The sequence below is a fragment of the Rhodopseudomonas palustris genome, from assembly GCF_003591005.1.
Lineage (GTDB): Bacteria > Pseudomonadota > Alphaproteobacteria > Rhizobiales > Xanthobacteraceae > Rhodopseudomonas > Rhodopseudomonas palustris_K.
On the sequence record NZ_QYYD01000009.1, the window covers coordinates 154270 to 180357 of the forward strand.

Consider the following 26088-nt stretch of genomic DNA (forward strand, 5'->3'; position numbering starts at 1 on the left):
CCCAGTACAAGGCTGGGCATGACGGCGGAGAGGTCAAACCGCTCACCAATCGTCATCACCGCCCCAGATACACTTCGACGACCCGTTCGTTCGCCGAGACGTCGTCGATGGTGCCCTCTGCCAGCACGGTGCCTTCGTGCAGGCACGTCACTTTCACGCCGAGTTCGCGGACGAACGTCATGTCGTGCTCGACCACCACAACGGTCTTGTCGTGGCTGTTGATCTCCTTGAGCAGCTCGGCGGTCTGATGCGTCTCGACGTCGGTCATGCCGGCGACCGGCTCGTCGACCAGCAGCAGCTTGGGATCCTGCGCCAGCAGCATGCCGATCTCCAGCCACTGTTTCTGGCCGTGCGACAGGTTGCCGGCGAGACGGTCGCGGGCGTCGCCGAGCTTGATGATCTCGAGCACGCGATCGATGCGCTTGCTCTCCGGCTCGCTGCGTCGCCAGAACAGCGTGCCGCGGACGCGGTGGTCGACGTTCAGCGCCAGCAGTAGATTGTCCTCGATGGTCTGGCTTTCGAATACCGTCGGCTTCTGGAATTTGCGGCCGATGCCGAGGGTGGCGATCTGCGTCTCGTCGAGCTTGGTGAGATCGGTGGTGCCGTCGAACACCACCTCGCCTTTGTCCGGCTTGGTCTTGCCGGTGATGATGTCCATCATCGTGGTCTTGCCGGCGCCGTTCGGGCCGATGATGGCGCGCATCTCGCCGGGCTCCAGCGTCAGCGACAGATTGTTGATGGCGTGGAAGCCGTCGAACGAGACGTGGACGCCGTCGAGATACAGCATCGCCGAGGTGGTGCGGGTTTCCAAGAGGCTCATCGCTTCACCATCGTCGGTTCGATCACGCCGTCTTCGCGCGCGGCGCTTTCGGCCGCAGCAGCTGCCGCATCGTCACGCTTCGCCTGCGCTTTCTCCCTGCCCTTGTCCCACCAGGCGTTGAAGGTGCCGATGATGCCCTTGGGCAGCAGCAGCGTCACCAGCACGAAGAGCGCCCCAAGCATGAACAGCCAGTACGGTGCCAGCGGCCCGGAGGTGAACACGGTCTTGGCGTAGTTGACCACGATGGCCCCGAGCGCGGCACCGACCAGCGTGCCGCGGCCACCGACCGCGACCCAGATCACCGCCTCGATCGAATTGCCCGGCGCGAACTCGCCCGGGTTGATGATGCCGACCTGCGGCACGTAGAGCGCACCGGCGACGCCGGCCATGCAGGCCGACAGCGTGAACACGAACAGCTTGTAGGATTCGACCCGGTAGCCGAGGAACCGCGTGCGGCTTTCGGCATCGCGGATCGCGATCAGCACCTTGCCGAGCTTCGATGTCACCACCGCGCGGCAGATCAGGAAGCCGATGCCGAGCGCCAGGCAGCTCAGGAAGAACAGAGCGGCGCGGGTGCCTTCGGCCTGGACGTTGAAGCCGAGGATGTCCTTGAAGTCAGTCAGGCCGTTATTGCCGCCGAAGCCGAAATCGTTGCGGAAGAAGGCGAGCAGCAGCGCATAGGTCATCGCCTGGGTGATGATCGACAGATACACGCCGGTGACCCGCGAGCGGAACGCCAGCCAGCCGAAGCAGAACGCCAGCAGGCCCGGCACCACCAGCACCATCAGCGCCGCGAACCAGAACATGTCGAAGCCGTACCAGTACCAGGGCAGTTCCTTGTAGTTGAGGAACACCATGAAGTCCGGCAGCACCGGATTGGCGTAGACGCCGCGGCTGCCGATCTGGCGCATCAGATACATCCCCATCGCGTAGCCGCCGAGCGCAAAGAACGCGCCGTGGCCGAGCGAGAGAATGCCGCAATACCCCCAGATCAGATCGATCGACAGAGCCAGCAGCGCGTAGCAGACATATTTGCCAAACAGCGAGATCAGATAGGTCGGCACGTGCAGCGCCGAGCCTTCCGGCAGCAGCAGATTGGACAGCGGCAGCAGGATTCCGACCGCGGCAAGGATCAGCAGGAAGATCGTGGCGCTGCGGTTGAGCGAGCGGGTGAGGATGTGCGGGGTCATGCGCGGCCTCCGCTCAGGACAGGCAACGCCCTATCGACCTGTCGTCCCCGCGAAGGCGGGGACCCATACGCCGTGTCGTCTCGTTTGGGCAGTGCGGTCAGGTTCACCTCAACTAACTGACGCAAGGGGTTATGGGTCCCCGCCTTCGCGGGGATGACAGATGGAGAGGATCGCAGGGCTCCAACGCCGTCGAGCACTTGCATCCTCATGCCTCCACCGCCCTGCCCTTCAGCGCGAACAGGCCGCGGGGGCGTTTTTGGATGAAGAGGATGATCAGCACCAGGATGGCGATCTTGGCCAGCACAGCGCCGGCGACCGGTTCGAGGAACTTGTTGGCGATGCCGAGCGAGAACGCGCCGACCAGCGTGCCCCACAGATTTCCCACGCCGCCGAACACCACCACCATGAAGCTGTCGATGATGTAGCTCTGGCCGAGATTGGGCGAGACGTTGTCGATCTGCGACAGCGCCACCCCGGCGATGCCGGCGATGCCGCTGCCGAGCCCGAAAGTCAGCGCGTCGACCCGCGAGGTCGCGATGCCCATCGATGCCGCCATGCGGCGGTTCTGCGTCACCGCGCGCATTTCCAGGCCGAGCGCGGTGTAGCGCAGCATCGCCAGAAGGATCGCGAACACGGCCAGCGTGAAGCACAGGATCCACAGCCGATTATAAGTGATAGTGATCTGGCCGAGTTCGAACGCGCCGCTCATCCAGGAGGGATTGCCGACCTCGCGGTTGGTGGGGCCGAACAGCGTGCGCACCGCCTGCTGCAGGATCAGCGACAGCCCCCAGGTGGCGAGCAGCGTCTCCAGCGGGCGGCCGTAGAGGAAGCGGATGACGCTGCGCTCGATCAGCACGCCGATTGCGCCCGCGACCAGGAAGGCGAGCGGCACCGCGATCAGCAGCGAATAGTCGAACAGCGCCGGATAGCGGGTTCGGATGGCCTCCTGCACCACGAAGGTGGTGTAGGCGCCGAGCATTACCATCTCGCCATGCGCCATGTTGATGACGCCCATCACACCGAAGGTGATGGCGAGACCGATCGCGGCGAGCAGCAGCACCGAACCGAGCGACAGCCCATACCAGGCGTTCTGCACCATCGACCAGATTGCGAGATTGCGGTCGATCGCGGCCTTGGCTGATGCGATGCCGGCCGCGACGGCGGCGCTCTGCTCGGCCGGCACGCCGGTGAGCAGAGCCATCGCCTCGCGATCGCCGCGCGCCTTGATCGTGGCGATGGCATCAAGCTTGTCGACGTCACCGGCATCCTGTTTGAACAGCAGGATCGACGCCCGCGCTTCGGTGAAAGCCTGCTTGGCGGCAGCGTTTTTCTCCGCCTTCAGCGCCGCTTCGACGGTCGGCAGCATGGTCTCATCGTGCGATCTGAACACCGACTGCGCGGCCTGGATGCGCTTGTCGAGGTCCGGCGACAGCAGCGTCAGACCGGCCATCGCGCCGGCAACGACGCGGCGCAGCTTGTTGTTGAGGCGCACGGCGCTCGCCTTGGCGGACAGTGCGGCCACCGCTTCGCCGGTCGCCGCATCGGTGATCTTGCCGTCATCGGCCTTGATGAAGGCGGCCTTGCTGTCTGGATCGGCGTAGAGCTTGCCATCCTGCAGCGCGATGATGATGACGGCGGCGCGCGGATTGCCGCTGGCGATCAGCTTGCCGATCGCGTCCTCGGTGTCGGAAAAAGAATCCTGCGAAAACTGCGCGATCGCGTCTTCATAAGGTCCGGCGAAAGCCGGCAGGACACCAAAGCTCGCGCAAGCGATCGCCAGGGCGGCGAGCACGAGACGCAGTGAACGGATCAAGGGCACTGAGATATCCCGGCAAGGATGAAGGTGCGTGGTCTGAATAGTGGGCGGCGCGCATCGGCATCGCCGCCCGTCTTTTTGGCAGAGGAGATCGTCATTGCGAGCCACCGGGTCCGGCCTTCGGCCGGCCCGATGACAGGCTCCGCGAAGCAATCCAGGCCGCGAGTCAGATCTGGATTGCTTCGTCGCAAGAGCTCCTCGCAATGACGACGAAGGCTCATTGTGCGATCAGGTGCCCTGCCCGCCGCACTTCTTGGTCACGGTGTTGTAGTTGCCGCATTTCAGCGTCACCCAATCGCCGATCAGGTCCTTGGAGCCATCAAGCTCCTTCGACCAGGCGTCGCCCGGCACCAGGCCCGGAGTCTTCCAGACCACGTCGAACTGGCCGTCGCCCTTGATCTCGCCGATGAACACCGGCTTGGTGATGTGATGGTTCGGAAGCATTTCGGAGACGCCGCCGGTCAGGTTCGGCGCCTTGGTGCCCGGCAGCGTGTCGATCACCTTGTCGGCGTCGACGGTGCCGGCCTTCTCGACCGCCTTCACCCACATGTTGAAGCCGATCACGGTGGCTTCCATCGGGTCGTTGGTGACACGCTTCGGATTCTTGGTGTACGCCTGCCAGGCCTTGATGAACTTCTCGTTCTCCGGGTCCTTGACCGACTGGAAGTAGTTCCAGGCGGCGAGATGGCCGAGCAGCGGCTTGGTGTCGATACCGGCGAGTTCTTCTTCGCCGACCGAGAACGCCACCACCGGAATGTCGGTGGCCTTGATGCCCTGGTTGCCGAGTTCCTTATAGAACGGCACGTTGGCGTCGCCGTTGATGGTCGAGACCACGGCGGTCTTCTTGCCGGCCGAGCCGAACTTCTTGATGTCGGCGACGATAGTCTGCCAGTCGGAGTGACCGAACGGCGTGTAGTTGATCATGATGTCTTCCTGCTTGACGCCTTTCGACTTCAAGTAGGCTTCGAGGATCTTGTTGGTGGTGCGCGGATAGACGTAGTCGGTGCCGGCCAGCACCCAGCGCTGCACCTTCTCTTCCTTGGCGAGATAGTCAACCGCCGGGATCGCCTGCTGGTTCGGGGCGGCGCCGGTGTAGAACACGTTACGCTCGCTCTCCTCGCCCTCGTACTGCACCGGATAGAACAGGATCGAATTCAGCTCCTTGAACACCGGCAGCACCGACTTGCGGGACACCGAAGTCCAGCAGCCGAAAACCACCGAGACCTTGTCCTTGGTGATCAGCTCGCGGGCCTTCTCGGCGAACAGCGGCCAGTTCGACGCCGGGTCGACCACCACCGCCTCGAGCTTCTTGCCGAGCACGCCGCCCTTCTTGTTCTGCTCGTCAATCAGGAACAGCACCGTATCTTTCAGCGTCGTCTCGCTGATCGCCATGGTGCCGGACAGAGAGTGCAAAACGCCGACCTTGATGGTGTCGTCGGCGGCCTTCGCGGGCGCAAAGCTCGACAGGCCGATAGCTAAGCCCGCGGCCGCGGCCAGCCAGGCGCGCCGGCTCAGCGGCGCCATGCTCGAAAATTTCGGTTCGATACGCATGCGGTTGTCTTCTCCCTGGACGCAGAATGATGCTCGGCCCCACGGCCGTCTGCGGCGAAGGAATCGCAAGAAGCATGCCATGCAGGCAGCGCGACTTAACACCTTGATAACAGATCAAAATCTTGCGGTGCTCAAATCCCGCCTATTGCGCACTTGCACAAAATTTACGCCACAAAGATGCATAGAAAGCGACCACCTTGCATATCTTGCGTGCAAGAGACCGGGTGACTGATCAAATTCTGTCCCCGCGGTGCCATCGCCCGGGGCGCGCAATTCGTCCTTGAAAGCGCCGCTTTGATGTTCCATATATCTTGCATGACCTTGAGAATCGTTCAGGTCGCCGCGAGCCGCGTGTTCTGATCCCCCTGCTCCTGATCTCGGACAGCGGTTTCTGGCTCGTCTTTCAGCCGATTAGAGCCCACGCTCCAAACACGCGAGCGTCACGGTTTGTGCCAGCTCCCGACACGCGTCGGGCGCCTGGTTTCACAATGGAAAGAACCATCTTTTGACCTCGTTTCAGGATTTCGGCCTCGCCGATCCAATCTCCCGTGCGCTTCAGGAAGAAAATTACCACACCCCGACGCCGATTCAGGCGCAGACCATTCCCCTCGCGCTGACCGGCCGTGATGTCGTCGGCATCGCCCAGACCGGCACCGGCAAGACCGCGTCGTTCGCGCTGCCGATCCTCCACCGCCTGCTCGAGAACCGCATCAAGCCGCAGCCCAAGAGCTGCCGCGTGCTGGTGCTGAGCCCGACCCGTGAACTCTCCGGCCAGATTCTCGACAGCTTCAACGCCTATGGCCGTCACGTCCGCCTCAACGCCACGCTGGCGATCGGCGGCGTGCCGATGGGCCGGCAGGTCCGCGCGCTGATGCAGGGCGTCGATGTCCTGGTCGCGACCCCGGGCCGTCTGCTCGACCTCGTCCAGGGCAACGCCCTGAAGTTGTCGCATGTCGAATTCCTGGTGCTCGACGAAGCCGACCGCATGCTCGACATGGGCTTCATCAACGACATCCGGAAGATCGTCGCCAAGCTGCCGATCAAGCGGCAGACGCTGTTCTTCTCGGCCACCATGCCGAAGGACATCGCCGACCTCGCCGAGCAGATGCTGCGCGATCCGGCCCGCGTTGCCGTCACCCCGGTGTCGTCGACGGTGGAGCGCATCAATCAGCGCGTCATTCAGCTCGATCACTCCGCCAAGCCGGCGATGCTCGCGCAGATCCTGCAGGCGGACGGCGTCAATCAGGCGCTGGTCTTCACCCGCACCAAGCACGGCGCCGACAAGGTGGTGAAGGGCCTGCAGCGCGCCGGCATTTCGGCCGACGCCATCCACGGCAACAAGTCGCAGAACTATCGCGAACGCGTGCTCGCATCCTTCCGCACCGGTGAGCTGCGCACGCTGGTCGCGACCGACATCGCCGCCCGCGGCATCGATGTCGATGGCGTCTCGCACGTCGTCAATTTCGATCTTCCGAACATCCCCGAGACCTACGTCCACCGCATCGGCCGCACTGCGCGCGCCGGCGCCGACGGCACCGCGATCTCGCTATGCGCCGGCAGCGACGAGGCGGGCTACCTCCGCGACATCGAAAAGCTGATCAAGGTGTCGCTGCCGAAGGAAGACCATCGCACCCCCGGCGCAAAGCCGCCGCCGCCTGCCCAGCAGCGCGGTGGACATCGCAATGGCGGCCAGCCGCACCGTGGTCAGCGCAATGGCACCGCACCGCATGCGGCGCGCGGGGAAGCCGGAGCCAATGACCCGCGCCGTCCGCGCCGCGGCGGCAATCCGAACGCCGGACGCCACCCGGACGCACGCCATGCCGACGCCCGGCATGCCGACGCTGGGCGCCACGAGCCGGCGGCTCGGCCGCAGCACAGCGGCCATGGCGGCAGTGGCGAGGGACTTCAGGGCGTCGCCTTTTTGCAGCGCAAGAATCGGCCTGCTAAGACGACGACTCAACGACCGCAACGCTGATCAAGACCGATCTGGAGATCACGATGGCCAAAGAAGAGCTGATCCAGTTCGAAGGACTGGTGACCGAAATCCTTCCCGACGCGCGGTATCGTGTCCAGCTGGACGCCGGACACGAGATCGTTGCCTATACCGCGGGCAAAATGAAGAAGAACCGGATCAAGACGCTGGCCGGCGACCGGGTGACGATCGAAATGTCACCCTATGATCTGGAGAAGGGCCGCCTGATCTTCCGCCATAAGGACGAACGTCCGGGCGGCACAGGGGCTCCGCGCGGCGGCCCGCCGCGTGGTCAATTCCGGCGCAGGTAAGCCGCTGGAGCGAACCGTCGACGTGCGCTTTGCCCTTTCGCACAGCGCGTTTTCATAATGGATGCGAAACCCGCGCCTCCAAAAAATCCCGCATGTCAGGATTGTTTTGAGCGCAGGCTTCGCATAATATCCGTTAATCGATTTTCGGCCGGACGACATTAGCTACTACCGGTACAGCCGGTTCAGACGCTGACGACCCTTCCAAAAATTCGATGCCACCAGCCCGCCTGGTCACCCCAGAGGGCTCCGACCGTATCTATATTTAGAAGGGACTACCCCCGTGAGCATGGGAACCGTGAAGTGGTTCAACGCGACCAAGGGCTACGGCTTCATCCAGCCGGATGATGGCGGGAACGACGTTTTCGTTCATATCAGCGCTGTCGAGCGCGCGGGCCTCGGCACGCTGCGTGAAGGCCAGAAGATCAGCTACGAAATCGTTGCCGATCGTCGCTCTGGCAAGTCGTCGGCCGATAACCTGCGTTCTGCCGGCTAAGCAGACCGTCCGGACACAAGCTACCGAGGGCCGCGCTCCAGCGCGGCCTTTTTAATTTGCGAACGGATCCGGGTGACGCCGAAGCGGCCACCCGCTTCACAGCGCAATGCTACCATCGCGACTGCAGCGATCGGCCGCTTGCGAGTGCATTGCGGCGTCGTCGCCTCGTCATTGCAAGGAGCGCAGCGACGAAGCAGTCCCTCTCCGTGCACTTAGCTTCCTGGATCGCTTCGCACAGCCGGTCATCGAGCCGGCCGAAATCGCAATGTCCGCCAGCGCTGCTGATCGTCGAGCAACTGCCGATTGGCAACGCGGCGGCAGTCGAGCGACCAACGCTCAGTAGGTCGGGCAGCTGGCGTTACTGCCGGGATTCAACAATACGCACATCGACTGCCGCGGCCGCGTGTAGGACAGATCGCTCAAAGTGATTCCGGCCTTGGAGACGACGTAGCCGATCGCAGGCTGATAAAGATAGTTCACCTCGCTGAGGATGAGATAGGTCTTGGTCACTTTCAGCCCTGCCGGAATGGTGATCGCATCGCCCTGCTTCCTGCTCGAAACGCCGAGGGTCGTCGAAACGGTGCTGCCGCTTTGCGCCACCGTCCCCTTCTTGCTCCATTGCACTTTCGCCACCCCGGCATCGTTCACGTAGATCATCGAGATGGTGGCATCCGCAGTGTTAGTCGGATACGGCGACAGGATGCCGTAGCTCGCAGCGAATACGTTCTTCAGATCGGTGTCGGTGACCGAGGTTGCCTGCGACACGAGATCCGACAGCGTGCGCGCCACCAGCGTCACCTTACGATCGACCGCGATGCCCGCGGATAGTTCGACCGTGGCGAAGAACGTCACCAGCATCAGCGGCACGATGAAGGCGAATTCGGTTGCGGCGATACCGCTGCGATCTCGCAGCAGTCTGATACTCGATCGCCGTGTCCCGCGCCAAAGCCTCGACAGCATCGTCATCGCCGGTCCTAATAGGGCTCGTTGCGGAACGCCGCTGTGGCGGACAGCAGCCGCTTGTTGCCGGCGAGATTCGAGATGTTGTAACCGAGCCCGGTGATGAATAACGGCCATTGGTAAAACGCCCTGACCACGACGATCTGGCCGGAGCCGCCGGGGTTGTACTGCATGTTGTTGACAAAGTTCTTGTTGGCGTCGATCGGGGCGGCCAAATCGACGGACGAGAAGTCGTTGCCATAGCTACGCACGTCGACGTAAACCCCATTGCAGTCGAATAAGGCGCTCAACCGACCGCACAGATTGGTCTTGAACTGAGTCTGCGAGTATGACGCGCTCTGCGCCTGGCCGGTGAGGATGAGCCGCGCCGAATCCTGCACGGCGGTCTCGAGAACCTGCCCGGCGAAGAACATGAACGCCGTCTCGATGATCGCGAACAGCAGACCGAAGAAGATCGGCGCGACCATCGCAAATTCGATCGCCGCCGAGCCTCGACGATTGCGGCCGAACCGCCGCAACAGCGCTGCGGCGCGCGAACGAATTAGCGGACTCATCGGCGAACTCTCGGCTCTGGCGGGTATCCTTATGCAGCAACCTAGCCAAAACAGATTGTGGAAGTGTTTCGCCCGATCGAGACAAACTCACCCGCGATCTTGAGAATTGATTAACCATGCGAGCACCGCGTCGCGAGCGGCGACGGGGTGCTCCCGATTGGATCTGGCTTGCGATCAGTTGTTCTTCGGCCCCGCCGCGGCGCCGCTGGCCTGGCTGCTGAGCGTGCCGGCCTGATCCATGTTGGATTTGAAGAAGCCTTCCGAATCCCCGAGCGTGATGCGGCGCTGGCAAATCGGCATGCAGCTGTAAGACTCGCGCTCGACGCCGCGATACACCGTCACCACCTTGTCCATTGGTCCTTCGACCTGGATCAAGCGATCGGCGACCACCGCGCCCTTGCGGTCCATTGCAATCACGTTGGTGGCGCCGTAGCCTTTTCCAGTGACGACGACCATGCCGCCGGGCTGCAGCGTGACGTCGGCGATCAGGGGATTGCCGACCACCAGGGTCGAGATGTTCTGCGGAAGCCGGATCAGTTTGGCCTGATCGACATTCACCGCAATGGTCTCTTCGGTGCCCGCCGACACGGCGGAAACAGACATGATGCCTGCCAGAAGCGAAGCCATAAACGTTGCGCGCGAACCGCGCCGGGAGCTGATCGACATATTTTACTCCGGGACATCAACAAGCCGACTAAGGCAGATACGCAGCGGTGTCGGCGCCCGACATGGCGAAGATGCCGTTAATTGATGAACGAAGCGCAAACGCGATCCCGACATTTTGCCGTAACCTGTCCGAGCCTGGATCAAGCGCTACTCATTCGGCAGCAGCGTTGGTAACTCCCTGACGGAATCGTTCGAATTTTCGATTAGTTTAATCGGCGATTCACTCTACTTAAGAAGTCGCCTTTGAGGCGATGTTTCATCAATCGAATTAACTGCGCTGCAATTTCCCGGCTCTACGTTGCCCCCATGGTCGCGGTGCTGAGAACGCCGGAAAGACCAAGATTAGTTCGACAGCCACGGGCACATGGAGCTACCCAATGAAGAACCTTCTCGCGCGTTTCGTTAAGGACGAGTCCGGCGCCACCGCCATCGAATACGGTCTGATCGCTGCGGGCATCGCCCTTGCCGTCATCGCCGTCGTCAACGGCATCGGCACCAAGCTCAACACCGCCTTCACCAGCATCAACACCCAGCTGAAGACCACTCCGTAATCTCCGGAGCGGTCACAACAAGGCCTCGGTTCACCCGGGGCCTTTTTGTTCTTCGGCCGACGCCAGATCGTCCGCCATCAGGTTACGTGCTATGAACCGAAGCGATCGGGCGATATCGAGCGAGCCGAATGGGCCCGCCTGGCGTGAGGCCGCCGCCCGTCAGATGGTTTGCGCCGCGCTTGCGCTCGCCATTTTCGCAGTCGCGACCCGGATCGCGCTGGTCTGGTGACCAGACCGATATTGTTCGATCGTTCACCTCTGTACGATAGGTTGCGCCGCGGGTCGCGGCGGTCGCGGCCTTCATCATCGGCGGGATAGAATTATGATCGCTGACCTGCTGCGCCTGTCGCTTTTTCCGGCTTTGATGGCGTTCGCCGCGTCAAGTGACCTGTTCACGATGACGATTTCCAACCGCGTGTCGCTGCTGCTGGTCGCCGGCTTCGTCGTGCTCGCGCTGCTCTCCGGCATGGGTCTTGAGCAGATCGGGCTGCATTTCGCGGCGGGCCTCACCGTCCTTGCGGTTGCGTTCGCTTGCTTCGCGATGGGCTGGATCGGCGGCGGTGACGCCAAGGTCGCGGCCGCGGCCGCACTGTGGTTCGGCTTCACCAATCTGCTGGAATACCTGATCTATGCGTCCCTGTTCGGCGGCGCGCTCACCCTCCTGCTGCTGAGCTTCCGGCAACTTCCGTTGCCCTATCCGCTGACAAGCCAGCCCTGGCTGCTGCGACTGCATGCCCAGGAAACCGGCATTCCCTACGGCATCGCGCTCGCCCTGGGCGCGCTGGTGATCTATCCGCAAACGGATTGGATCAAAGCGGTCGACCTCGCTCGCTTCGCGCTGAACTGACGGCCACAAAATGAATCGTTAACTCGATTTAGATACGCGTCATTAACCATGCTTTGACGAATAGCTGGTCAAATCCAGCTATCACGGTGGGGTCCGCCGTCGAGTCATCGGGAAGTGAGCGTTATGAATTCCGCGCGTATCGTCGTTCTGGCTATCGCGATCGGCGCCGGCGCCGTGGCCGCTTATCTCGCCAGTGGCGGCGGCGGACAGGAGACGGCCGGTCCGCCCGCTCCGGTCGCCCAATTGCCGACCGTCGACGTATTGGTCGCCAAATCCGACATCCCGCTCGGCCAGCCGGTCGGCCCCGATGACGTGCAGTGGCAGAGCTGGCCCGCGGCGACCGCCAGCTCGCAGTTCATCCGGCGCAACGAACAGCCCGACGCGAGCCGACAGATTGCCGGCTCGATCGCCCGCTCCCCGTTCATCGCCGGCGAACCGATCCGCGAGCAGAAACTCGTCAAGGCCGCCGGCTCCGGCTTCATGGCGGCAATCCTGCCGACGGGCATGCGGGCGATCTCGACCGAGATCTCGCCCGAGACCGGCGCCGGCGGCTTCATCCTGCCGAATGACCGCGTCGACGTAATCCTGTCCAAGCGCGACCGCAACCCGGATCGCACCGGGAGCGCCACGGAGACAGTCAATTCCGAGATCATCCTCAGCAATGTTCGCGTCCTCGCGATCGATCAGACGATCGAGGAGAAGAACGGCCAGAAGGTAGTGGTCGGCAAGACCGCCACGCTCGAACTCAAGCCTGAGCAGGCGGAGTTTCTCGCCCGCGCGCGGCAGAGCGGCACGCTGTCGCTGGCGCTGCGCAGCCTCGCCGATGCCAACGCCCCGGCGGCCACCGAGGAAACCGGGGGCGGCAAGCGCGACAGCGTCAACGTCGTTCGTTACGGCGTGCCTTCGCAAACCTCGATCCCGAAGTGACCAGAGGAACGGATATGAACCGCGGGACCAATCACCGATTCATCCGGATCCTGAAGGGCACGGCGATGGCGCTCTCCGCTCTCGCGGTGCTGACGTTGCTGCCGACATCGCCGATCCAGGCAAGTGACTATCGCCAGACGCAGGGCGCCGGCTTGAACGCACGTCCGCTTGCGCTCGGCATCGGCAAATCCGTGGTGATCGACCTGCCGCGCGATATCAAAGACGTGCTGGTCGCCGATCCGAAGATCGCCAACGCGGTGGTGCGCTCGGCACAGCGCGCCTACATCATCGGCGCTGCCGTCGGCCAGACCAATATCGTGTTCTTCGATGCCAGCGGCCAGCAGATCGGCGCCTACGACATTGCCGTGACCCGCGACCTCAATGGCATTCGTACCGCTCTGCGCCAGTCGATCCCGAATGCCGACATTCACGTCGAGGGCCTGGGCGACGGCGTCATGTTGCTCGGCTCGGCGGCGACTGCGATCGAAGCGCAGCAGGCCGCGGATCTGGCTGCCCGCCTGACCGGCGATGCCAACCGCGTCGTCAACAACATCGCGATCCGCGGCCGTGATCAGGTGATGCTGAAGATCACCGTGGCCGAGGTCCAGCGTAATATCATCAAGCAGCTCGGCGTCGACCTCACCGCCAACATGAGCTACGGCACGTCGGTGGTGAAGTTCAGCAACTCCAATCCGTTCACCCAAACGGGTCAGCCGCTGGTGTCCGGCAACGCGCTGACGACCTCGTTCGGCAACGGACCGTCGGTGCAGGCAACGTTGCGGGCGATGGAAAGCGCCGGCGTGGTGCGCACGCTCGCGGAGCCGAACCTCACCGCGATTTCCGGCGAACCGGCAAGCTTTCTGGCCGGCGGCGAATTTCCGGTCCCGAGCGGCGTGACCTGCACCAACAGCCTGTGTACGCCGTCGGTGACCTTCAAGAAGTTCGGTGTCCTGCTCAATTTCACCCCGGTGGTGCTGAGCGAGGGCAAGATCAGCCTGAAAGTGTCGACCGAGGTCTCGGAAGTCTCGAGCGACAACGCCATCACCATCAGCGGCCTGTCGGTGCCGTCGATCAAGACCCGCCGGGTCGACAGCACGGTCGAGATTCCGTCGGGCGGCTCGCTGGCTATGGCGGGACTGATCCAGGACCAGACCAAGCAGGCCATCAATGGCTTGCCGGGCATGACCCAGCTGCCGGTGCTCGGCACGCTGTTCCGCAGCCGCGACTACATCAACCGGCAGACCGAACTGATGGTGCTGGTGACGCCCTATGTGGTTCGCGCGGTGGCGCAAAAAGACCTGTCGCGACCCGACGACGGCTTCGCCGACGCATCGGATCCGCAATCGGATCTGCTCGGCAACATCAACCGCATCTATGGCGTGCCCGGCCGAGCCGTTGCGCAGGGCCAGAATTATCGAGGCCGGTTCGGCTTCATCACCGATTGAGCGGGACGAGGACAGGACGATGATCTCCATGCTATCCGCTCGTGGACGCCGCAGCCTCGGTGTCGCGGCCGCTATCGCCGCCGTTTCCGTGTCGCTGGGCGCCTGTACCCATACCTCGCGCACCGAAGACGTCACCGCCAGCATCCCTCTGGATTATCGGCAGCGCCATCCGATCGCGATCCAGGAAGCCGATCGCAGCCTCGTGGTGTTCGTCGGCAACGGCCGCGGCGGGCTGACGTCACCGCAGCGAAGCGACGTGCTGGCGTTCGGCCGCGATTGGTTGCGCGAAGGCACCGGATCGATCATCGCGGAGGTGCCGTCCGGAACGCTGAATGCGCGCGCGGCCGGCGAGACCGTCCGGGAGATCCAGTCGCTGCTTGCCGGCACCGGCGTGCCGCCGCGCGGCGTGATCGTCAAGCCGTATCACCCCGCAGACCCGCGCACCTTCGCGGCGATCCGCTTGCTGTACCCGAAGGTCGCGGCAGTGGCCGGCCCGTGCGGGCTCTGGCCCGAGGACATCGGCCCGTCGATCAAGAACAAAGGTTATCTGGACAATCGCCAGTACTGGAATTTCGGCTGCGCCAATCAGCGCAACCTGGCTGCGATGGTCGACAACCCGTCGGATCTGGTGCAGCCGCGGGCCGAGACGCCGCCCTACACCGCCCGCCGCGCCGTGACCTTCGACACCTACCGCACCACCAAGCCGCCCCTCACCGACAAGGCCCAACTGAGTAACGTGGGACCATGATCAGCTACGCACGACACAATCAGGACGACCCCGAGGCCGGCACGACCGCGTCGGCAGCGTCGGACGAGCATATCGCGCCGGCTCCTCGCGTGTCGGTGCAGGCCTTCTGCGAGTCGGTCGAGACCGCTGCGGCCGTGCAAGCCGCAGGCGAAGACCGTCGTCTCGCCAAGGCCCATCTCAAGATCCAGATGGGCGGCATGGCGGCAGCGATCGAAGCCTATCGTTCGGCCCCGACGCCGAACGTCATCGTCCTGGAAACCGACCCGCGCAGCGACATTCTCGCCGGTCTCGATCAGCTCGCCACGGTTTGCGACCCGGGCACCCGCGTTATCGTCATCGGCAAGGTCAACGACGTGACGCTGTATCGCGAACTGGTTCGTCGCGGCGTCAGCGACTACTCGATCGCGCCGGTGGAGCCGATCGACGTGGTGCGCTCGATCTGCAATCTGTTCTCTGCGCCGGAGGCCAAGGCAGTCGGCAGGATCATCGCGGTGGTCGGCGCCAAGGGCGGCGTCGGCGCCTCGACCATTGCGCACAACGTCGCCTGGGCGATTGCCCGGGATCTGGCGCTGGACTCGGTCGTTGCCGATCTCGACTTGGCTTTTGGCACCGCCGGCCTCGACTACAACCAGGATCCGCCGCAAGGTATCGCCGAGGCGGTGTTCTCGCCGGACCGCGTCGACACCGCTTTCGTCGATCGCCTGCTGTCGAAATGCACCGATCATCTCAGCCTCTTGGCCGCACCGGCGACGCTGGAGCGGGTGTACGATTTCGGCAGCGAGGCGTTCGACTCGATCTTCGATACGCTGCGTGCCACGATGCCCTGCATCGTGCTCGACGTGCCGCATCAATGGACCGGCTGGACCAAGCGAGCGCTGATCAACGCCGACGACATCCTGATCGTCGCCGCGCCGGACCTCGCCAATTTGCGGAATACCAAGAACCTGTACGATCTGCTGCGGGCAGCGCGTCCGAACGACCGGCCGCCGCTGTACTGTCTGAATCAGGTCGGTGTGCCGAAGCGGCCCGAGATCAATGCCGGTGAATTTGCCAAGGCGATCGAAAGTCAGCCGATCGTCAGCATCCCGTTCGATCCGCAGATGTTCGGCCTGGCGGCCAACAACGGCCAGATGATCGCCGAGATCGCGGCCAGCCACAAGGTCACCGACATGTTCCTGCAGATCGCGCAGCGGCTGACCGGGCGCGGCGAAGCCAAGAAGCCGAAAGGCGGGTTCCTGGGACCGATCCTGGAGAAGCTGCGGGCCAAGTAACGCGCCCACTGGAGTGTTTTCGTGTTTGGTAAGCGCAGCAGTTCAGATCAAGAGGAACGCGGTCCGAAGCCGGTCAATCTGGTTTCGGAGCCGATCGGACGCGGCGTCGAGACATCGGTTGCGGTGTCGTCGCCGCCGCTCGCGCCGGCGCGCAGCGCCCCCCCGGTCGAGGCGCGGCGCTCCGACACGTATTACCAGGTCAAGGCGACGATCTTCGGCGCGCTGATCGAGGCGATCGACCTTGCGCAGCTCGCCAAGCTCGACGGCGAGTCGGCGCGGGAAGAAATCCGCGACATCGTCAATGAAATCATCGCGATCAAGAACATCGTGATGTCGATCGCCGAGCAGGAAGAACTGCTCGACGACATCTGCAACGACGTTCTCGGTTACGGCCCGCTCGAACCGCTGCTGTCGCGCGACGACATCTCCGACATCATGGTGAACGGCGCCGGCACGGTGTACATCGAAGTCGCCGGCCGCATCCAGCGCACCGGAATTCGGTTTCGAGACAATCAGCAGCTGCTCAACATCTGCCAGCGCATCGTCAGCCAGGTCGGCCGGCGCGTCGACGAATCCTCGCCGATCTGCGACGCCCGCCTCGCCGACGGCAGCCGCGTCAACGCCATCGTCCCACCGTTGGCGATCGACGGCCCGGCCCTCACCATCCGCAAGTTCAAGAAGGACAAGCTGACGCTCGATCAGCTCGTCAAATTCGGGGCGATCACGCCCGACGGCGCCGCGATCCTGCAGATCATCGGCCGAAGTCGCTGCAACGTGCTGATCTCCGGCGGCACCGGCTCGGGCAAGACGACGCTGCTGAACTGCCTCACCAACTACATCGACGACGACGAGCGCATCATCACCTGCGAGGACGCTGCCGAACTGCAGCTGCAGCAGCCGCACGTGGTCCGGCTCGAAACCCGGCCGCCCAACATCGAGGGCGAAGGCCAGGTGACGATGCGCGAGCTGGTGCGCAACTGCCTACGCATGCGTCCCGAGCGGATCATCGTCGGCGAAGTCCGCGGACCCGAAGCGTTCGACCTGCTGCAGGCGATGAACACCGGCCACGACGGGTCGATGGGCACGCTGCACGCCAACAACCCGCGCGAGGCGCTCTCGCGGTGCGAATCGATGATCACGATGGGCGGGTTCTCGCTGCCGTCGCGGACCATCCGCGAGATGATCTGCGCCTCGATCGACGTCATCATCCAGGCCGCGCGCCTGCGCGACGGCTCGCGCCGCATCACCCACGTCACCGAGGTGATGGGGATGGAAGGCGACACCATCATCACCCAGGACATCTTCGTCTACGACATGATCGGCGAGGACGCCAACGGCCATATCATCGGGCGGCATCGCTCGACCGGCATCGGACGGCCGAAATTCTGGGAACGGGCTCGTTACTACGGCGAGGAAAAGCGACTCGCGGCGGCGCTGGATGCCGCCGAACTCGCCAATAGCGCCTGAGGAGAGCGGCTCGATGCAGATTCAAACGGTCGCTCTCGCCTTCTTCGCTGCGATCGCCGTGGGCGGTCTGGCATGGGTCTTTGTCTATCCTCTGTTGTCCGGCGAGAAGCAGGCGGAGAAACGACGTTCCACCGTCGCACGGACCACCCCGGCGGTGCGGCAGGTCGAACGATCGCAACGCTCGCGCCGCGAACAGGTCGAGGTCTCGCTGCGTGAAATCGAGGCACGCAGCGCGAAGCAGAAGAAAGTCCCGCTGAACAACAGGCTGACTCAAGCTGGGCTGGACTGGACGCCGAAGAAGTTCATCACGATTTCCGTCGGCCTCGGCGGCGTTGTGTTCGCCCTGATGATGCTGTTCAACAGCGGCCTGCTGGCGGCCGCCGCAATGGCGTTTGCTGCGGGCTTCGGCCTGCCGCGCTGGACCCTCAGCTTCCTGAAGAAGCGGCGCGAGAGCAAATTTCTCAAGGCCCTGCCCGATGCAGTCGACGTGATCGTGCGCGGCATCAAGGCCGGTCTGCCGTTGTTCGAGTCGATCAAGGTGGTGGCGGCCGATGCGCCGGAACCGCTGAAGAGCGAGTTCAAGGCCATCATCGAGACGCAGGCGATCGGCATGCCGCTCGGCGACGCGTGTGTGCGTCTCTACGAACGCATGCCGCTGCCCGAGGCGAACTTCTTCGGCATCGTGATCTCGATCCAGCAGAAGTCCGGCGGCAATCTGTCGGAGGCGCTCGGCAACCTTTCCAAGGTGCTGCGTGATCGCAAGCGGATGGCCGAAAAGATCCAGGCGATGTCGATGGAAGCGAAAGCTTCGGCGGCGATCATCGGCTCGCTGCCGCCGATCGTGATGCTGCTCGTGTATCTGTCGACCCCGGACTACATCTCGCTGCTATGGACCCACCCAACCGGCCGGCTGATGCTCGCCGGCTGCGTGGTGTGGATGTCGGCCGGCGTGCTGGTGATGAAGAAGATGATCAATTTCGACTTCTGACGAGGGCTGACGTGATCGATCTTCTCATTGAAAAACTCCACGACACGCGCTTCCTCACAATGATGCTGGCCGCGATCGCCGCCAGCGCCACGGTGTACACGCTGGTCATGCCGATGCTCGCCGGCGAAACGCTGGCCAAGCGGATGAAGGCGGTGGGCAGCGAACGCGAGCGCATCCGACAGCGCGAGCGCGACCGGCTGGCGAAGGCCGAGCGGGTGTCGCTCCGTCAGGCGCCGAAGCAGTTCGTCGCCAAGGTCGTCGAAGACCTCAACCTCGCCAAATGGGTCGCGCAAGAGAGCGCGCGCGACAAGCTGGTGATGGCCGGTTATCGTGGCCAAGCTCCCTACATCACCTTTCTGTTCTTTCGCATGGTGATGCCGATCGCCTTCGGCATTGCGTCAGCCGTCTATGTGTTTCTGCTGTCGAACCTGCAGCAAACGACGCCGGTCAAGGTCGGCATCTGCCTCGCCGCGGTGTTCCTCGGCATGCAGGCGCCGATGCTGTTCCTGAAGAACGCGATTACCAAGCGCCAGCTGTCGATCCGCCGCGCCTTTCCCGATGCGCTCGATCTGCTGCTGATCTGCATCGAGTCTGGCATGTCGATCGAAGCCGCTTTCCGCCGGGTCTCGATCGAGATCGGCTCGCAGTCGATCCCGCTCGCCGAGGAACTGACGCTGACCACCGCGGAACTGTCGTATCTGCCCGACCGCAAGCAGGCCTACGAAAATCTCTCGGCCCGCACCGGGCTTGAGGGCGTCAAGTCGGTATGCCTGGCGCTGCAGCAGGCCGAACGCTACGGCACGCCGCTCGGCCACAGCCTGCGGGTGATGGCGCAGGAAAACCGCGACATGCGCATGAACGAAGCCGAGAAGAAAGCCGCCGCGCTGCCGCCGAAGCTGACGGTGCCGATGATCCTGTTCTTCCTGCCGGTGCTGTTCGTGGTGATCCTCGGCCCGACCGGCATCAAAGTGGCGGCGATGCAGTAAGGGCCGTTAGCGGGCTCGATTGCCGAGCCGAAACTTCGCGCGATCACCCTCTCCGCCAGCACTGGGTCCTCATCCTGAGGAGCCCGGCCGAAAACTAAGGCAGAATTCCCGGCCACATTTCGCAGTCGGTTAGCTTGTTCACAGACTCCGTCATGGCCGGGCTTGTCCCGGCCATCCACGCTTTTTCTGCATTTCCTTCAGCAAGGCGTGGATGCCCGGCACAAGGCCGGGCATGACGCGTGGAGAGCGAAGTGCCGAATTTTAAAGGCCGCATTTTCGGCGAGGCTCTGAAGCCCGGCGAAGCCGGGCGTCGCGAGGGACGGGGCCACGCTGCACCTGGGGCCCATGGTTCGAGATGGCGCTTTGCGCCTCCTCTCCATGAGGATGTGCTCGTGGCAACGTCACCATTGCCAACTCTCGTCGATTAGAAGGAGACCCGTTCTAAGCGTCGACGGCGGTCACTCGCCGGCTGCGAGGACGCCGCCGCGGCGGGTATCGCCCTTGCCGTCCAGCATTTGCTTCAGATACGCGACATTGGCGGCGGCTTCGTCGGGCGGCAGGTCGGACCGCACAATGCCCTCGGCCTCGGCGAAGCGACCCTGCAGGCCGATCACCAGCGCCAGGTTCTGGCGCACGCGCGGGTCGGCGCGACCGCTGGAGTAGGCCTGCCGCAGCGTATCTTCGGCCTTCGGCAACTCTTTGGTGAGCACGTAGGACATGCCGAGATTGGACAGCACCGAGGGCTCGCCCGGCGCGAGCTTCAGCGCGCTCGCGTAGTAACGCCGTGCTTCCTCGTTGCGGCCCATCTGATCGAGCGACGCGCCCTGCACCGACAGAATGCGCCAATCGGGATTATCCGGGCTGTGCGCGTTCGACAGCGCGTCGAACGCCGCGCTGAAATTGCCGTTGTCTGCGAGCGCGCGGCCGTAAGCGGCCAGCACGGTCTTGTTGCCGGGATTCGCCAGCGTCGCCCGCTCGAGCATCGCCACGGCCTGGGAGCGCTGGCCGATGGCACGCAGGGCTTGGCCATAGGCCAATGCCGCGGCCGGATCCTTGGGGTTGGCGCGATACTTGTCGCCGGCGATCTCGGCAGTGCGGGTGGGATCGGCGGGTGCCTCGGCGCGGGCGTTGAGCGCGCCGGTGATGCCGGACATCCCGGCGGTCTGGCAGCCGGCCAGCGCCGTGGTCACCACCGCGCATGCGAGAAACCGGGCAAGACAAGAGAGCTGGCGCATGGCAACTTACTCACGATCGACGTCAACCAACGAATGCACTGCCAGCAATAGACCGTTAACCCTAATCTTGGGTTAATCCGCTCTCCCCCGCCCTGCTTGAAAGACCACGCATGCCCTCGCTGTTCGCCACTGCAACGGAACCTCGCGCCATCCCGATCTCGTTTGTCACCAAATCCGGCTGGGAAGCGCTATGCGCGGGCTTACCGGCGGCGGCGCAACGCTTTGCACGGGCGCATGGCTATGGCGGCAAACCGGGGCAATTCCTCGCGCTGCCGAACGGCGAGGGCGACATCGACCACGTGTTGTTCGGCCTCGACGAAGCCGATGCACGCAGCGCCGATCCGTTGCGGGCCGGGCAGTTGCCCGGCCTGCTTCCAGCCGGGACCTACCGGTTCGCCAACGCGCCACACGATACCCGGCTGGCGGTCCTCGCCTTTGCACTCGGCACCTACAAATTCGGCCGCTATCGCAAAGCCGAGGCGCCGGCCGTCAAGCTAGTACCGCCGGACGGCGTCGACGTCGCGGCCATCGCGCGCGCGGTCGAGGCTGCCACGCTGGCGCGCGACCTGATCAACACGCCGTCGAACGATATGGGGCCAGCCGAGCTCGCCGAGGCTGCGCAGACGCTGGCGCAGCGCTTTGACGCGAGCTTCAATTGCATCGTGGGCGACGAATTGATCGCGCAAAATTTTCCGCTGATCCACGCCGTCGGCATGGCGGCGACGCGCGCGCCGCGGCTGATCGATATGACCTGGGGCGATCCGGCACATCCCAAGGTCACGCTGGTCGGCAAGGGCGTCTGCTTCGACACCGGCGGCCTCGACCTCAAACCGTCGAGCGCAATGCTGATCATGAAGAAGGACATGGGCGGCGCCGCCAACGTGCTGGCGCTGGCATCGATGATCATGGACGCCGAGCTCAAGGTCCGGCTGCGCGTGCTGATCCCGGCGGTCGAGAACGCGGTCGCCGGCAATGCGATGCGGCCGCTCGATGTGTACCCGTCGCGCAAGGGGCCCACCGTCGAAATCGGCAACACCGACGCCGAGGGCCGGCTGGTGCTGGCCGATGCGCTGGCGCTCGCCGACGAGGAAGCGCCCGATCTGTTGATCGATCTCGGCACACTCACCGGCGCCGCCCGGGTCGCGCTCGGCCCTGATCTGCCGCCCTACTACACCAATGACGAAGCGCTTGCGCTGGATGTCGCGCGCTGCGCCGCCGCCGAAAACGATCCGCTGTGGCGATTGCCGCTGTGGGGCGCCTACGATTCCTGGCTCGACTCCAAAGTGGGGAACATCAACAACGCGCCATCGGGCGGCTTCGCCGGCTCGATCACCTGCGCGCTGTTCCTGCAGCGCTTCGTCGAACACGCCAAGAGCTGGCTGCATGTCGACATTTACGGCTGGACCCCGAAGGCGAAGCCGGCACGGCCTGAAGGCGGTGAATGCCAGGCGGCGCGTGCGATCTTCGCGTTGCTGAGCCAGCGCTATGGCTGAGTCAAAACTGGATGCGCGGCTGACGCCGGCGCGGCCGGATCTTGCGGCCAAACACCTTGAGGGCCAGGTCAGCGCTACCCGATTTGTTGAAGGCGAAGTGTTCGAGGTCAGCAGTGGCGTCGCGCCGATGCGGCGCGAGCCGTTCTCCGGCGCGATGCAGGAAACGGAGGCGCTGAAGGGCGAACGCGTCACCATCTACGACCGCACCGAGGAGGGCTGGGCTTGGGGGCAGCTTCACGGCGATGGCTATGTCGGCTGGCTGCCGGACATCGCGCTGTACAGGCCGGCAGCCGAGCCGACCCACAAGGTCACCGCACTACGCACCTTCGCCTTCCCCGGCCCTTCGATCAAACTGCCGCCGACGGAAACGCTGTCGCTCGGCGCGCGGCTCGCGGTCGTGCGCGAGGACGCCACTTTCGCGGTGACGCAGGAGGGCTGGTACGTGCCGCGCCGGCACGTCGCCGCACTCGGCGCGGTCGAGACCAATTTCGTCAGCGTGGCGGAGCGTTTCGTCGGGACCCCGTATCTGTGGGGCGGCCGCAGCAGCCTCGGCATCGATTGCTCCGGCCTGGTGCAAACCGCCCTCGCCGCCTGCGGTATTCAAGCGCCGCGAGACAGCGACATGCAGGAGGCCGCATTAGGACGACCGCTTCCGCTCACTGAGCAGACGCGGCTGCAGCGCGGCGATCTGCTGTTCTGGAAAGGCCACGTCGCGATCGCGCGTGATGCCGGCAGCATCGTGCACGCCAACGCCTACCACATGGCGACGGCCATCGAGCCGACGCAGGAGGCGATCGCGCGGATCGCAGCGGCCGGCAGCGCGCTGACGACGATCAAACGGCTCGGGCAAACAGCTCCGGCAGCCGCGCGCGGTTGAGCGCCAACCATTGCAGCGCGCTGTAGAGCAGCGCGTTGGCGATGCGGCCGTCGCCGAGCGCTTGCAACGCTTCGTCGATCGACACGACAAAAGGCTGCGTATCCTCGTCCTCATCGGCAACGCCGCCGCGCTCCAGCACGGTGCTTGAATCGAGAAAGCCGGCAAAGAACGTGATCTGCTCGTCGGTGAATCCCGGCGTCGGCAGCACGCTGTACAGCTCGATCAATCGCTCCGGAGCGGCCCCGATCTCCTCGATGCATTCGCGCCGCGCGGCGACCGCCGCCTCCTCGCCGTCTTCGACGCGGCCGGCGACGATCTCGACCATGTCGCCCCGGCCGGTCGCCAGATGCGCCGGCAATCTGAACTGTCGGATCAGCACGATCTTGTCGCGCGCCAGATCGATAGGCACCACCGCCGCGACGCGGCTGGCGCGCAGCACGTCGCGCTTCTGCAGCAGCGGCGGCTCGCCGTCGCGGCGCAGCGAGACCTCGTAGCGCTCATAGGTCATAAAGCCACGCCCGATTACTTCTGGCGCAGACACGCTGACATCGGCTTCGCGATCGGCGAGCTGATCAGCCTCGGCAATTTCGGTCATCGAACACCTATTGGGCCGCGGCGCCACCCGGAGCGGTCTCGAGCCGGAATGCGGCGGCAAACAGCGCACGCGTATAGTCGGTCTTCGGAGACTTGAACAGCTCCGCCGCGGGCCCCTCTTCGACGACCTTGCCCTGCTTCATGACAATCAGATGACTGGCGAGCGACGCCACGACCCGCAGATCGTGCGAGATGAACATGTAGGTCAGGTCGCGCTTGCGCTGCAGCTCGCGCAACAGGTCGACCATCTGCGCCTGAAACAGCATGTCGAGCGCGCTGGTCGGCTCATCCAGCACGACGAAATTCGGCTCCAGCACCACGGCGCGGGCGATGCTGATGCGCTGGCGCTGACCGCCGGAGAACTCGTGCGGATAGCGGAAGCGCGTCGCCGGATCGAGTCCGACATCGTTGAGCGCCTTGACGACGCGCGCCTCGCGCTCGTGTTCGGACAGCTGAGGCTGATGCACCTGCAGGCCCTCGGCGACGATGTCGCCGACCGACATGCGCGGGCTGAGCGCGCCGAACGGATCCTGAAACACGATCTGCATGTCGCGGCGGTGCGGCAGCATCTCCTTGAATTTCAGGCCCTGAATGTTGGTACTGAGAAACACGATCGGCCCTTCGGACGAGATCAGCCGCAGCAGCGCGAGGCCGAGCGTCGTCTTGCCCGAGCCGGACTCGCCGACGACGCCGAGCGTCTCGCCCTTGCGTACGGCCAGCGTCACGCCGTCGACCGCCTTGATGTGACCGACCGTCCTGCGCAGCAGGCCGCGCTTGATCGGAAACCATACTTTTAAATCGTCCGCGGCGATCACCACCGGCGCATCGGGGCGCGGCGGCGCCGGGTCCGGCTTCGGCTCGGCGGCGAGCAGCGCCTTGGTGTAGGCGTGCTGCGGAGCCGTAAATACCTGCTCGACCGGGCCCTGCTCGACGATCTTCCCGTCGTGCATCACGCAGACGACGTCCGCGATTCGGCGCACGATGCCGAGGTCGTGGGTGATGAACAGCATGCTCATGCCGAGCCGGGCGCGGATGTCGGCCAGCAGCGCCAGGATCTGCGCCTGCACGGTGACATCCAGCGCCGTGGTTGGTTCGTCGGCGATCAGCAAATCCGGCTCGTTGGCGAGCGCCATCGCGATCATCACGCGCTGGCGCTGGCCGCCGGAGAGCTGGTGCGGATAGCTGCCGAGCCGCGTCTCCGGCTCCGGAATTCCGACCTGCGTCAACAGCTCCAGGATCCGTGCCCGCCCTTTGGCGCCGCGTGGGCCGCCGTGCAGTTGCAGGATCTCGCCGAGCTGCGCCTCAATGGTGTGCAGCGGGTTGAGCGAGGTCATCGGCTCCTGGAAGATGATCGAGATCTCGTTACCGCGCAGCTCGCGGATGTCGTTCTCCGACATGCCGAGCAGCTCGCGCCCCTTGAAGCGGATCTTGCCGGTCGGATGCGACGCCGTCGGATACGGCAGCAGTTTCAGGATCGACAGCGCACTGACCGACTTGCCCGAGCCGGACTCGCCAACCAGCGCCACGCACTCGCCGCGCTTGATCTGATAGGAGATCTTGTCGACCGCGGTCGTCGTGCCGCTCTGCTGATGGAAGGCGACTGACAGCTCGTCGACGGAGAGCAGCGGTTGATTGATGGCGTCCATCAGGTGAGCTCGTGAATGAGTCGTGACACGTTCTCGCGCGTCGAGTCGATCAATCGCAACCCCTCCGGCGCTTTCAACCGCCGGTCCGCGGAAAGCATAGTATTGCATGAGGTGTGAACGGCCGTCATGACATGGATTGCATCTGCAAGTTTCACCATACCGAATGCCTGCCGATAGCTCGCAGTCGCGACCAGAATGCCACGTGTCACCGGACAGAGATCAAACAAGTCGCTCTCGACGATGAGATCGATGTAGTCGCGTTGTTGAGTGGGCGTCGCCTTTGCGAGGACTTCCGCAATCGTCAGCTCGCTGGTCACGGCGAATCCTCGTCGGCGCCGGAACAGGTCGAACAGAGCGCGAAGCGCTTCGGAGATCTCCGTCTGTCCCTCGACGGCGTAGATGAACACATTCGAGTCGAGGTAAACGCGCGAAGGATCAAGAGCAGCGCTCATTCCCACTCGTCTCGTTGCCGCCGCCACTCTGCGTCGATTTCCTCTTTGCTCCGAAACGGCGGCTGGCGACGTGCGAAGATCTCGTCCAATGTCGGCCGCTGCTTCGGCGGCTGTTCGCCTTCTTCGATCGTCACAGTTACGACAGGCCCAGCCAAACCTTCGCGCAGATCGGCAGGCAATGCCGACACAGGATAATTTTCTCTAACGATCTTATTCATCGCCTTGCTC

26 protein-coding genes are annotated in these 26088 nt (G+C 64.1%); 14 read left to right on the plus strand and 12 right to left on the minus strand.

Annotated elements, in window-relative coordinates; all coding sequences use genetic code 11:
- Nucleotides 1-55: 55 nt before the first annotated feature.
- The 4 genes from urtD to urtA all read right to left on the minus strand — a co-directional run bounded on the left by urtD (nucleotide 56) and on the right by urtA (nucleotide 5377).
- Nucleotides 56-820 carry an urea ABC transporter ATP-binding protein UrtD gene (gene urtD, locus D4Q52_RS10845; protein WP_119856562.1) on the minus strand — a complete coding sequence of 255 codons (765 nt, stop codon included), beginning with the start codon at nucleotides 818-820 and terminating at the stop codon, nucleotides 56-58.
- A complete protein-coding gene (urtC, locus tag D4Q52_RS10850) occupies nucleotides 817-2010 on the minus strand; it encodes an urea ABC transporter permease subunit UrtC (RefSeq protein ID WP_119856563.1) in 1194 nt (397 codons plus the stop codon). Before urtC ends, urtD begins: the two co-directional genes overlap by 4 nt.
- Before the next feature lie 205 nt (nucleotides 2011-2215).
- Nucleotides 2216-3829 (minus strand): urea ABC transporter permease subunit UrtB, encoded by a 1614-nt coding sequence (gene urtB / locus D4Q52_RS10855; RefSeq protein WP_119856564.1) that lies wholly within the window; start codon nucleotides 3827-3829, stop codon nucleotides 2216-2218.
- A gap of 225 nt (nucleotides 3830-4054) precedes the next feature.
- Nucleotides 4055-5377 (minus strand): urea ABC transporter substrate-binding protein, encoded by a 1323-nt coding sequence (urtA, locus tag D4Q52_RS10860; RefSeq protein ID WP_119856565.1) that lies wholly within the window; start codon nucleotides 5375-5377, stop codon nucleotides 4055-4057.
- A gap of 505 nt (nucleotides 5378-5882) precedes the next feature.
- Between urtA and D4Q52_RS10865 the strand changes: the two genes are divergently transcribed.
- The 3 genes from D4Q52_RS10865 (at nucleotide 5883) to D4Q52_RS10875 (ending at nucleotide 8153) form a co-directional block, all read left to right on the plus strand.
- Nucleotides 5883-7352: a DEAD/DEAH box helicase gene (locus tag D4Q52_RS10865; RefSeq protein WP_119856566.1), complete on the plus strand. Its 1470-nt coding sequence runs from the start codon at nucleotides 5883-5885 to the stop codon at nucleotides 7350-7352.
- Between the two features lie 23 nt (nucleotides 7353-7375).
- Nucleotides 7376-7660, plus strand: coding sequence for a translation initiation factor IF-1 (gene infA / locus D4Q52_RS10870; protein WP_119856567.1), 285 nt, complete (start codon nucleotides 7376-7378; stop codon nucleotides 7658-7660).
- Between the two features lie 280 nt (nucleotides 7661-7940).
- Nucleotides 7941-8153, plus strand: a complete 213-nt coding sequence (locus D4Q52_RS10875; RefSeq protein WP_025588297.1) for a cold-shock protein — start codon at nucleotides 7941-7943, stop codon at nucleotides 8151-8153.
- Nucleotides 8154-8489: 336 nt separating this feature from the next.
- Here the strand turns inward: D4Q52_RS10875 and D4Q52_RS10880 are convergent, their stop codons facing one another.
- The 3 genes from D4Q52_RS10880 to D4Q52_RS10890 form a co-directional block, all read right to left on the minus strand.
- Nucleotides 8490-9119: a TadE/TadG family type IV pilus assembly protein gene (locus D4Q52_RS10880; protein ID WP_119856568.1), complete on the minus strand. Its 630-nt coding sequence runs from the start codon at nucleotides 9117-9119 to the stop codon at nucleotides 8490-8492.
- Nucleotides 9120-9127: 8 nt separating this feature from the next.
- Nucleotides 9128-9667 carry a TadE/TadG family type IV pilus assembly protein gene (locus D4Q52_RS10885; protein ID WP_119856569.1) on the minus strand — a complete coding sequence of 180 codons (540 nt, stop codon included), beginning with the start codon at nucleotides 9665-9667 and terminating at the stop codon, nucleotides 9128-9130.
- A 174-nt stretch (nucleotides 9668-9841) separates the two neighbouring features.
- Entirely contained in the window at nucleotides 9842-10270 is a 429-nt protein-coding gene (locus D4Q52_RS10890; RefSeq protein ID WP_234831145.1) for a pilus assembly protein N-terminal domain-containing protein, read from the minus strand.
- Nucleotides 10271-10710: 440 nt separating this feature from the next.
- On the opposite strand from D4Q52_RS10890, the gene D4Q52_RS10895 reads away from it, so the two are divergent.
- The 9 genes from D4Q52_RS10895 (at nucleotide 10711) to D4Q52_RS10935 (ending at nucleotide 19563) form a co-directional block, all read left to right on the plus strand.
- Nucleotides 10711-10884 carry a Flp family type IVb pilin gene (locus D4Q52_RS10895; protein ID WP_119856571.1) on the plus strand — a complete coding sequence of 58 codons (174 nt, stop codon included), beginning with the start codon at nucleotides 10711-10713 and terminating at the stop codon, nucleotides 10882-10884.
- 322 nt (nucleotides 10885-11206) lie between these two features.
- Nucleotides 11207-11731, plus strand: a complete 525-nt coding sequence (locus tag D4Q52_RS10900; RefSeq protein ID WP_119856572.1) for an A24 family peptidase — start codon at nucleotides 11207-11209, stop codon at nucleotides 11729-11731.
- Nucleotides 11732-11854: 123 nt separating this feature from the next.
- Nucleotides 11855-12658 carry a Flp pilus assembly protein CpaB gene (cpaB, locus tag D4Q52_RS10905; RefSeq protein ID WP_119856573.1) on the plus strand — a complete coding sequence of 268 codons (804 nt, stop codon included), beginning with the start codon at nucleotides 11855-11857 and terminating at the stop codon, nucleotides 12656-12658.
- Nucleotides 12659-12672: 14 nt separating this feature from the next.
- On the plus strand, nucleotides 12673-14103 hold the full coding sequence (locus tag D4Q52_RS10910; protein ID WP_119856574.1) for a type II and III secretion system protein family protein: 1431 nt from the start codon (nucleotides 12673-12675) through the stop codon (nucleotides 14101-14103).
- A 19-nt stretch (nucleotides 14104-14122) separates the two neighbouring features.
- Nucleotides 14123-14851, plus strand: a complete 729-nt coding sequence (locus D4Q52_RS10915; RefSeq protein ID WP_119856575.1) for a CpaD family pilus assembly protein — start codon at nucleotides 14123-14125, stop codon at nucleotides 14849-14851.
- Nucleotides 14848-16122: an AAA family ATPase gene (locus D4Q52_RS10920; protein ID WP_119856576.1), complete on the plus strand. Its 1275-nt coding sequence runs from the start codon at nucleotides 14848-14850 to the stop codon at nucleotides 16120-16122. Before D4Q52_RS10915 ends, D4Q52_RS10920 begins: the two co-directional genes overlap by 4 nt.
- 21 nt (nucleotides 16123-16143) lie before the next feature.
- Nucleotides 16144-17589: a CpaF family protein gene (locus tag D4Q52_RS10925; RefSeq protein ID WP_119856577.1), complete on the plus strand. Its 1446-nt coding sequence runs from the start codon at nucleotides 16144-16146 to the stop codon at nucleotides 17587-17589.
- Between the two features lie 13 nt (nucleotides 17590-17602).
- Complete coding sequence (locus D4Q52_RS10930; protein ID WP_119856578.1) at nucleotides 17603-18577, plus strand: type II secretion system F family protein; 975 nt, start codon at nucleotides 17603-17605, stop codon at nucleotides 18575-18577.
- A gap of 11 nt (nucleotides 18578-18588) precedes the next feature.
- Complete coding sequence (locus tag D4Q52_RS10935; protein ID WP_119856579.1) at nucleotides 18589-19563, plus strand: type II secretion system F family protein; 975 nt, start codon at nucleotides 18589-18591, stop codon at nucleotides 19561-19563.
- A 458-nt stretch (nucleotides 19564-20021) separates the two neighbouring features.
- Here the strand turns inward: D4Q52_RS10935 and D4Q52_RS10940 are convergent, their stop codons facing one another.
- The gene (locus D4Q52_RS10940) at nucleotides 20022-20798 is read right to left on the minus strand and encodes a tetratricopeptide repeat protein (protein ID WP_119856580.1); all 777 of its coding nucleotides are present in this window, start codon (nucleotides 20796-20798) and stop codon (nucleotides 20022-20024) included.
- A 110-nt stretch (nucleotides 20799-20908) separates the two neighbouring features.
- On the opposite strand from D4Q52_RS10940, the gene D4Q52_RS10945 reads away from it, so the two are divergent.
- Nucleotides 20909-22291 (plus strand): leucyl aminopeptidase family protein, encoded by a 1383-nt coding sequence (locus D4Q52_RS10945; protein ID WP_119856581.1) that lies wholly within the window; start codon nucleotides 20909-20911, stop codon nucleotides 22289-22291.
- Nucleotides 22284-23168: a C40 family peptidase gene (locus D4Q52_RS10950; protein WP_119856582.1), complete on the plus strand. Its 885-nt coding sequence runs from the start codon at nucleotides 22284-22286 to the stop codon at nucleotides 23166-23168. Before D4Q52_RS10945 ends, D4Q52_RS10950 begins: the two co-directional genes overlap by 8 nt.
- On the opposite strand, the gene D4Q52_RS10955 is transcribed toward D4Q52_RS10950, so the two are convergent.
- Genes D4Q52_RS10955 through D4Q52_RS10970 form a run of 4 tightly spaced genes read right to left on the minus strand, consistent with a single transcriptional unit; the run spans nucleotide 23125 to nucleotide 26078 of the window.
- Nucleotides 23125-23763 (minus strand): NUDIX domain-containing protein, encoded by a 639-nt coding sequence (locus tag D4Q52_RS10955; protein ID WP_119856583.1) that lies wholly within the window; start codon nucleotides 23761-23763, stop codon nucleotides 23125-23127. The two genes, D4Q52_RS10950 and D4Q52_RS10955, sit on opposite strands and share 44 nt — an antisense overlap.
- A 7-nt stretch (nucleotides 23764-23770) precedes the next feature.
- Nucleotides 23771-25408: an ABC transporter ATP-binding protein gene (locus D4Q52_RS10960; RefSeq protein WP_119856584.1), complete on the minus strand. Its 1638-nt coding sequence runs from the start codon at nucleotides 25406-25408 to the stop codon at nucleotides 23771-23773.
- Nucleotides 25408-25860 carry a type II toxin-antitoxin system VapC family toxin gene (locus D4Q52_RS10965; protein ID WP_119856585.1) on the minus strand — a complete coding sequence of 151 codons (453 nt, stop codon included), beginning with the start codon at nucleotides 25858-25860 and terminating at the stop codon, nucleotides 25408-25410. The genes D4Q52_RS10960 and D4Q52_RS10965 overlap by 1 nt, the downstream gene beginning before the upstream one ends.
- The gene (locus tag D4Q52_RS10970) at nucleotides 25857-26078 is read right to left on the minus strand and encodes a hypothetical protein (protein WP_119856586.1); all 222 of its coding nucleotides are present in this window, start codon (nucleotides 26076-26078) and stop codon (nucleotides 25857-25859) included. Before D4Q52_RS10970 ends, D4Q52_RS10965 begins: the two co-directional genes overlap by 4 nt.
- Nucleotides 26079-26088: the final 10 nt, after the last annotated feature.

Bases quoted from the DNA above. Each gene is read 5' to 3' on its own strand.
- urtD (WP_119856562.1), bottom strand. From the start codon at position 820: ATGAGCCTCTTGGAAACCCGCACCACCTCGGCGATGCTGTATCTCGAC.
- urtC (WP_119856563.1), bottom strand. From the start codon at position 2,010: ATGACCCCGCACATCCTCACCCGCTCGCTCAACCGCAGCGCCACGATC.
- urtA (WP_119856565.1), bottom strand. From the start codon at position 5,377: ATGCGTATCGAACCGAAATTTTCGAGCATGGCGCCGCTGAGCCGGCGC.
- infA (WP_119856567.1), top strand. From the start codon at position 7,376: ATGGCCAAAGAAGAGCTGATCCAGTTCGAAGGACTGGTGACCGAAATC.
- D4Q52_RS10880 (WP_119856568.1), bottom strand. From the start codon at position 9,119: ATGACGATGCTGTCGAGGCTTTGGCGCGGGACACGGCGATCGAGTATC.
- D4Q52_RS10885 (WP_119856569.1), bottom strand. From the start codon at position 9,667: ATGAGTCCGCTAATTCGTTCGCGCGCCGCAGCGCTGTTGCGGCGGTTC.
- D4Q52_RS10890 (WP_234831145.1), bottom strand. From the start codon at position 10,270: ATGTCTGTTTCCGCCGTGTCGGCGGGCACCGAAGAGACCATTGCGGTG.
- D4Q52_RS10895 (WP_119856571.1), top strand. From the start codon at position 10,711: ATGAAGAACCTTCTCGCGCGTTTCGTTAAGGACGAGTCCGGCGCCACC.
- D4Q52_RS10900 (WP_119856572.1), top strand. From the start codon at position 11,207: ATGATCGCTGACCTGCTGCGCCTGTCGCTTTTTCCGGCTTTGATGGCG.
- cpaB (WP_119856573.1), top strand. From the start codon at position 11,855: ATGAATTCCGCGCGTATCGTCGTTCTGGCTATCGCGATCGGCGCCGGC.
- D4Q52_RS10910 (WP_119856574.1), top strand. From the start codon at position 12,673: ATGAACCGCGGGACCAATCACCGATTCATCCGGATCCTGAAGGGCACG.
- D4Q52_RS10915 (WP_119856575.1), top strand. From the start codon at position 14,123: ATGATCTCCATGCTATCCGCTCGTGGACGCCGCAGCCTCGGTGTCGCG.
- D4Q52_RS10920 (WP_119856576.1), top strand. From the start codon at position 14,848: ATGATCAGCTACGCACGACACAATCAGGACGACCCCGAGGCCGGCACG.
- D4Q52_RS10930 (WP_119856578.1), top strand. From the start codon at position 17,603: ATGCAGATTCAAACGGTCGCTCTCGCCTTCTTCGCTGCGATCGCCGTG.
- D4Q52_RS10940 (WP_119856580.1), bottom strand. From the start codon at position 20,798: ATGCGCCAGCTCTCTTGTCTTGCCCGGTTTCTCGCATGCGCGGTGGTG.
- D4Q52_RS10945 (WP_119856581.1), top strand. From the start codon at position 20,909: ATGCCCTCGCTGTTCGCCACTGCAACGGAACCTCGCGCCATCCCGATC.
- D4Q52_RS10950 (WP_119856582.1), top strand. From the start codon at position 22,284: ATGGCTGAGTCAAAACTGGATGCGCGGCTGACGCCGGCGCGGCCGGAT.
- D4Q52_RS10955 (WP_119856583.1), bottom strand. From the start codon at position 23,763: ATGACCGAAATTGCCGAGGCTGATCAGCTCGCCGATCGCGAAGCCGAT.
- D4Q52_RS10960 (WP_119856584.1), bottom strand. From the start codon at position 25,408: ATGGACGCCATCAATCAACCGCTGCTCTCCGTCGACGAGCTGTCAGTC.
- D4Q52_RS10965 (WP_119856585.1), bottom strand. From the start codon at position 25,860: ATGAGCGCTGCTCTTGATCCTTCGCGCGTTTACCTCGACTCGAATGTG.
- D4Q52_RS10970 (WP_119856586.1), bottom strand. From the start codon at position 26,078: ATGAATAAGATCGTTAGAGAAAATTATCCTGTGTCGGCATTGCCTGCC.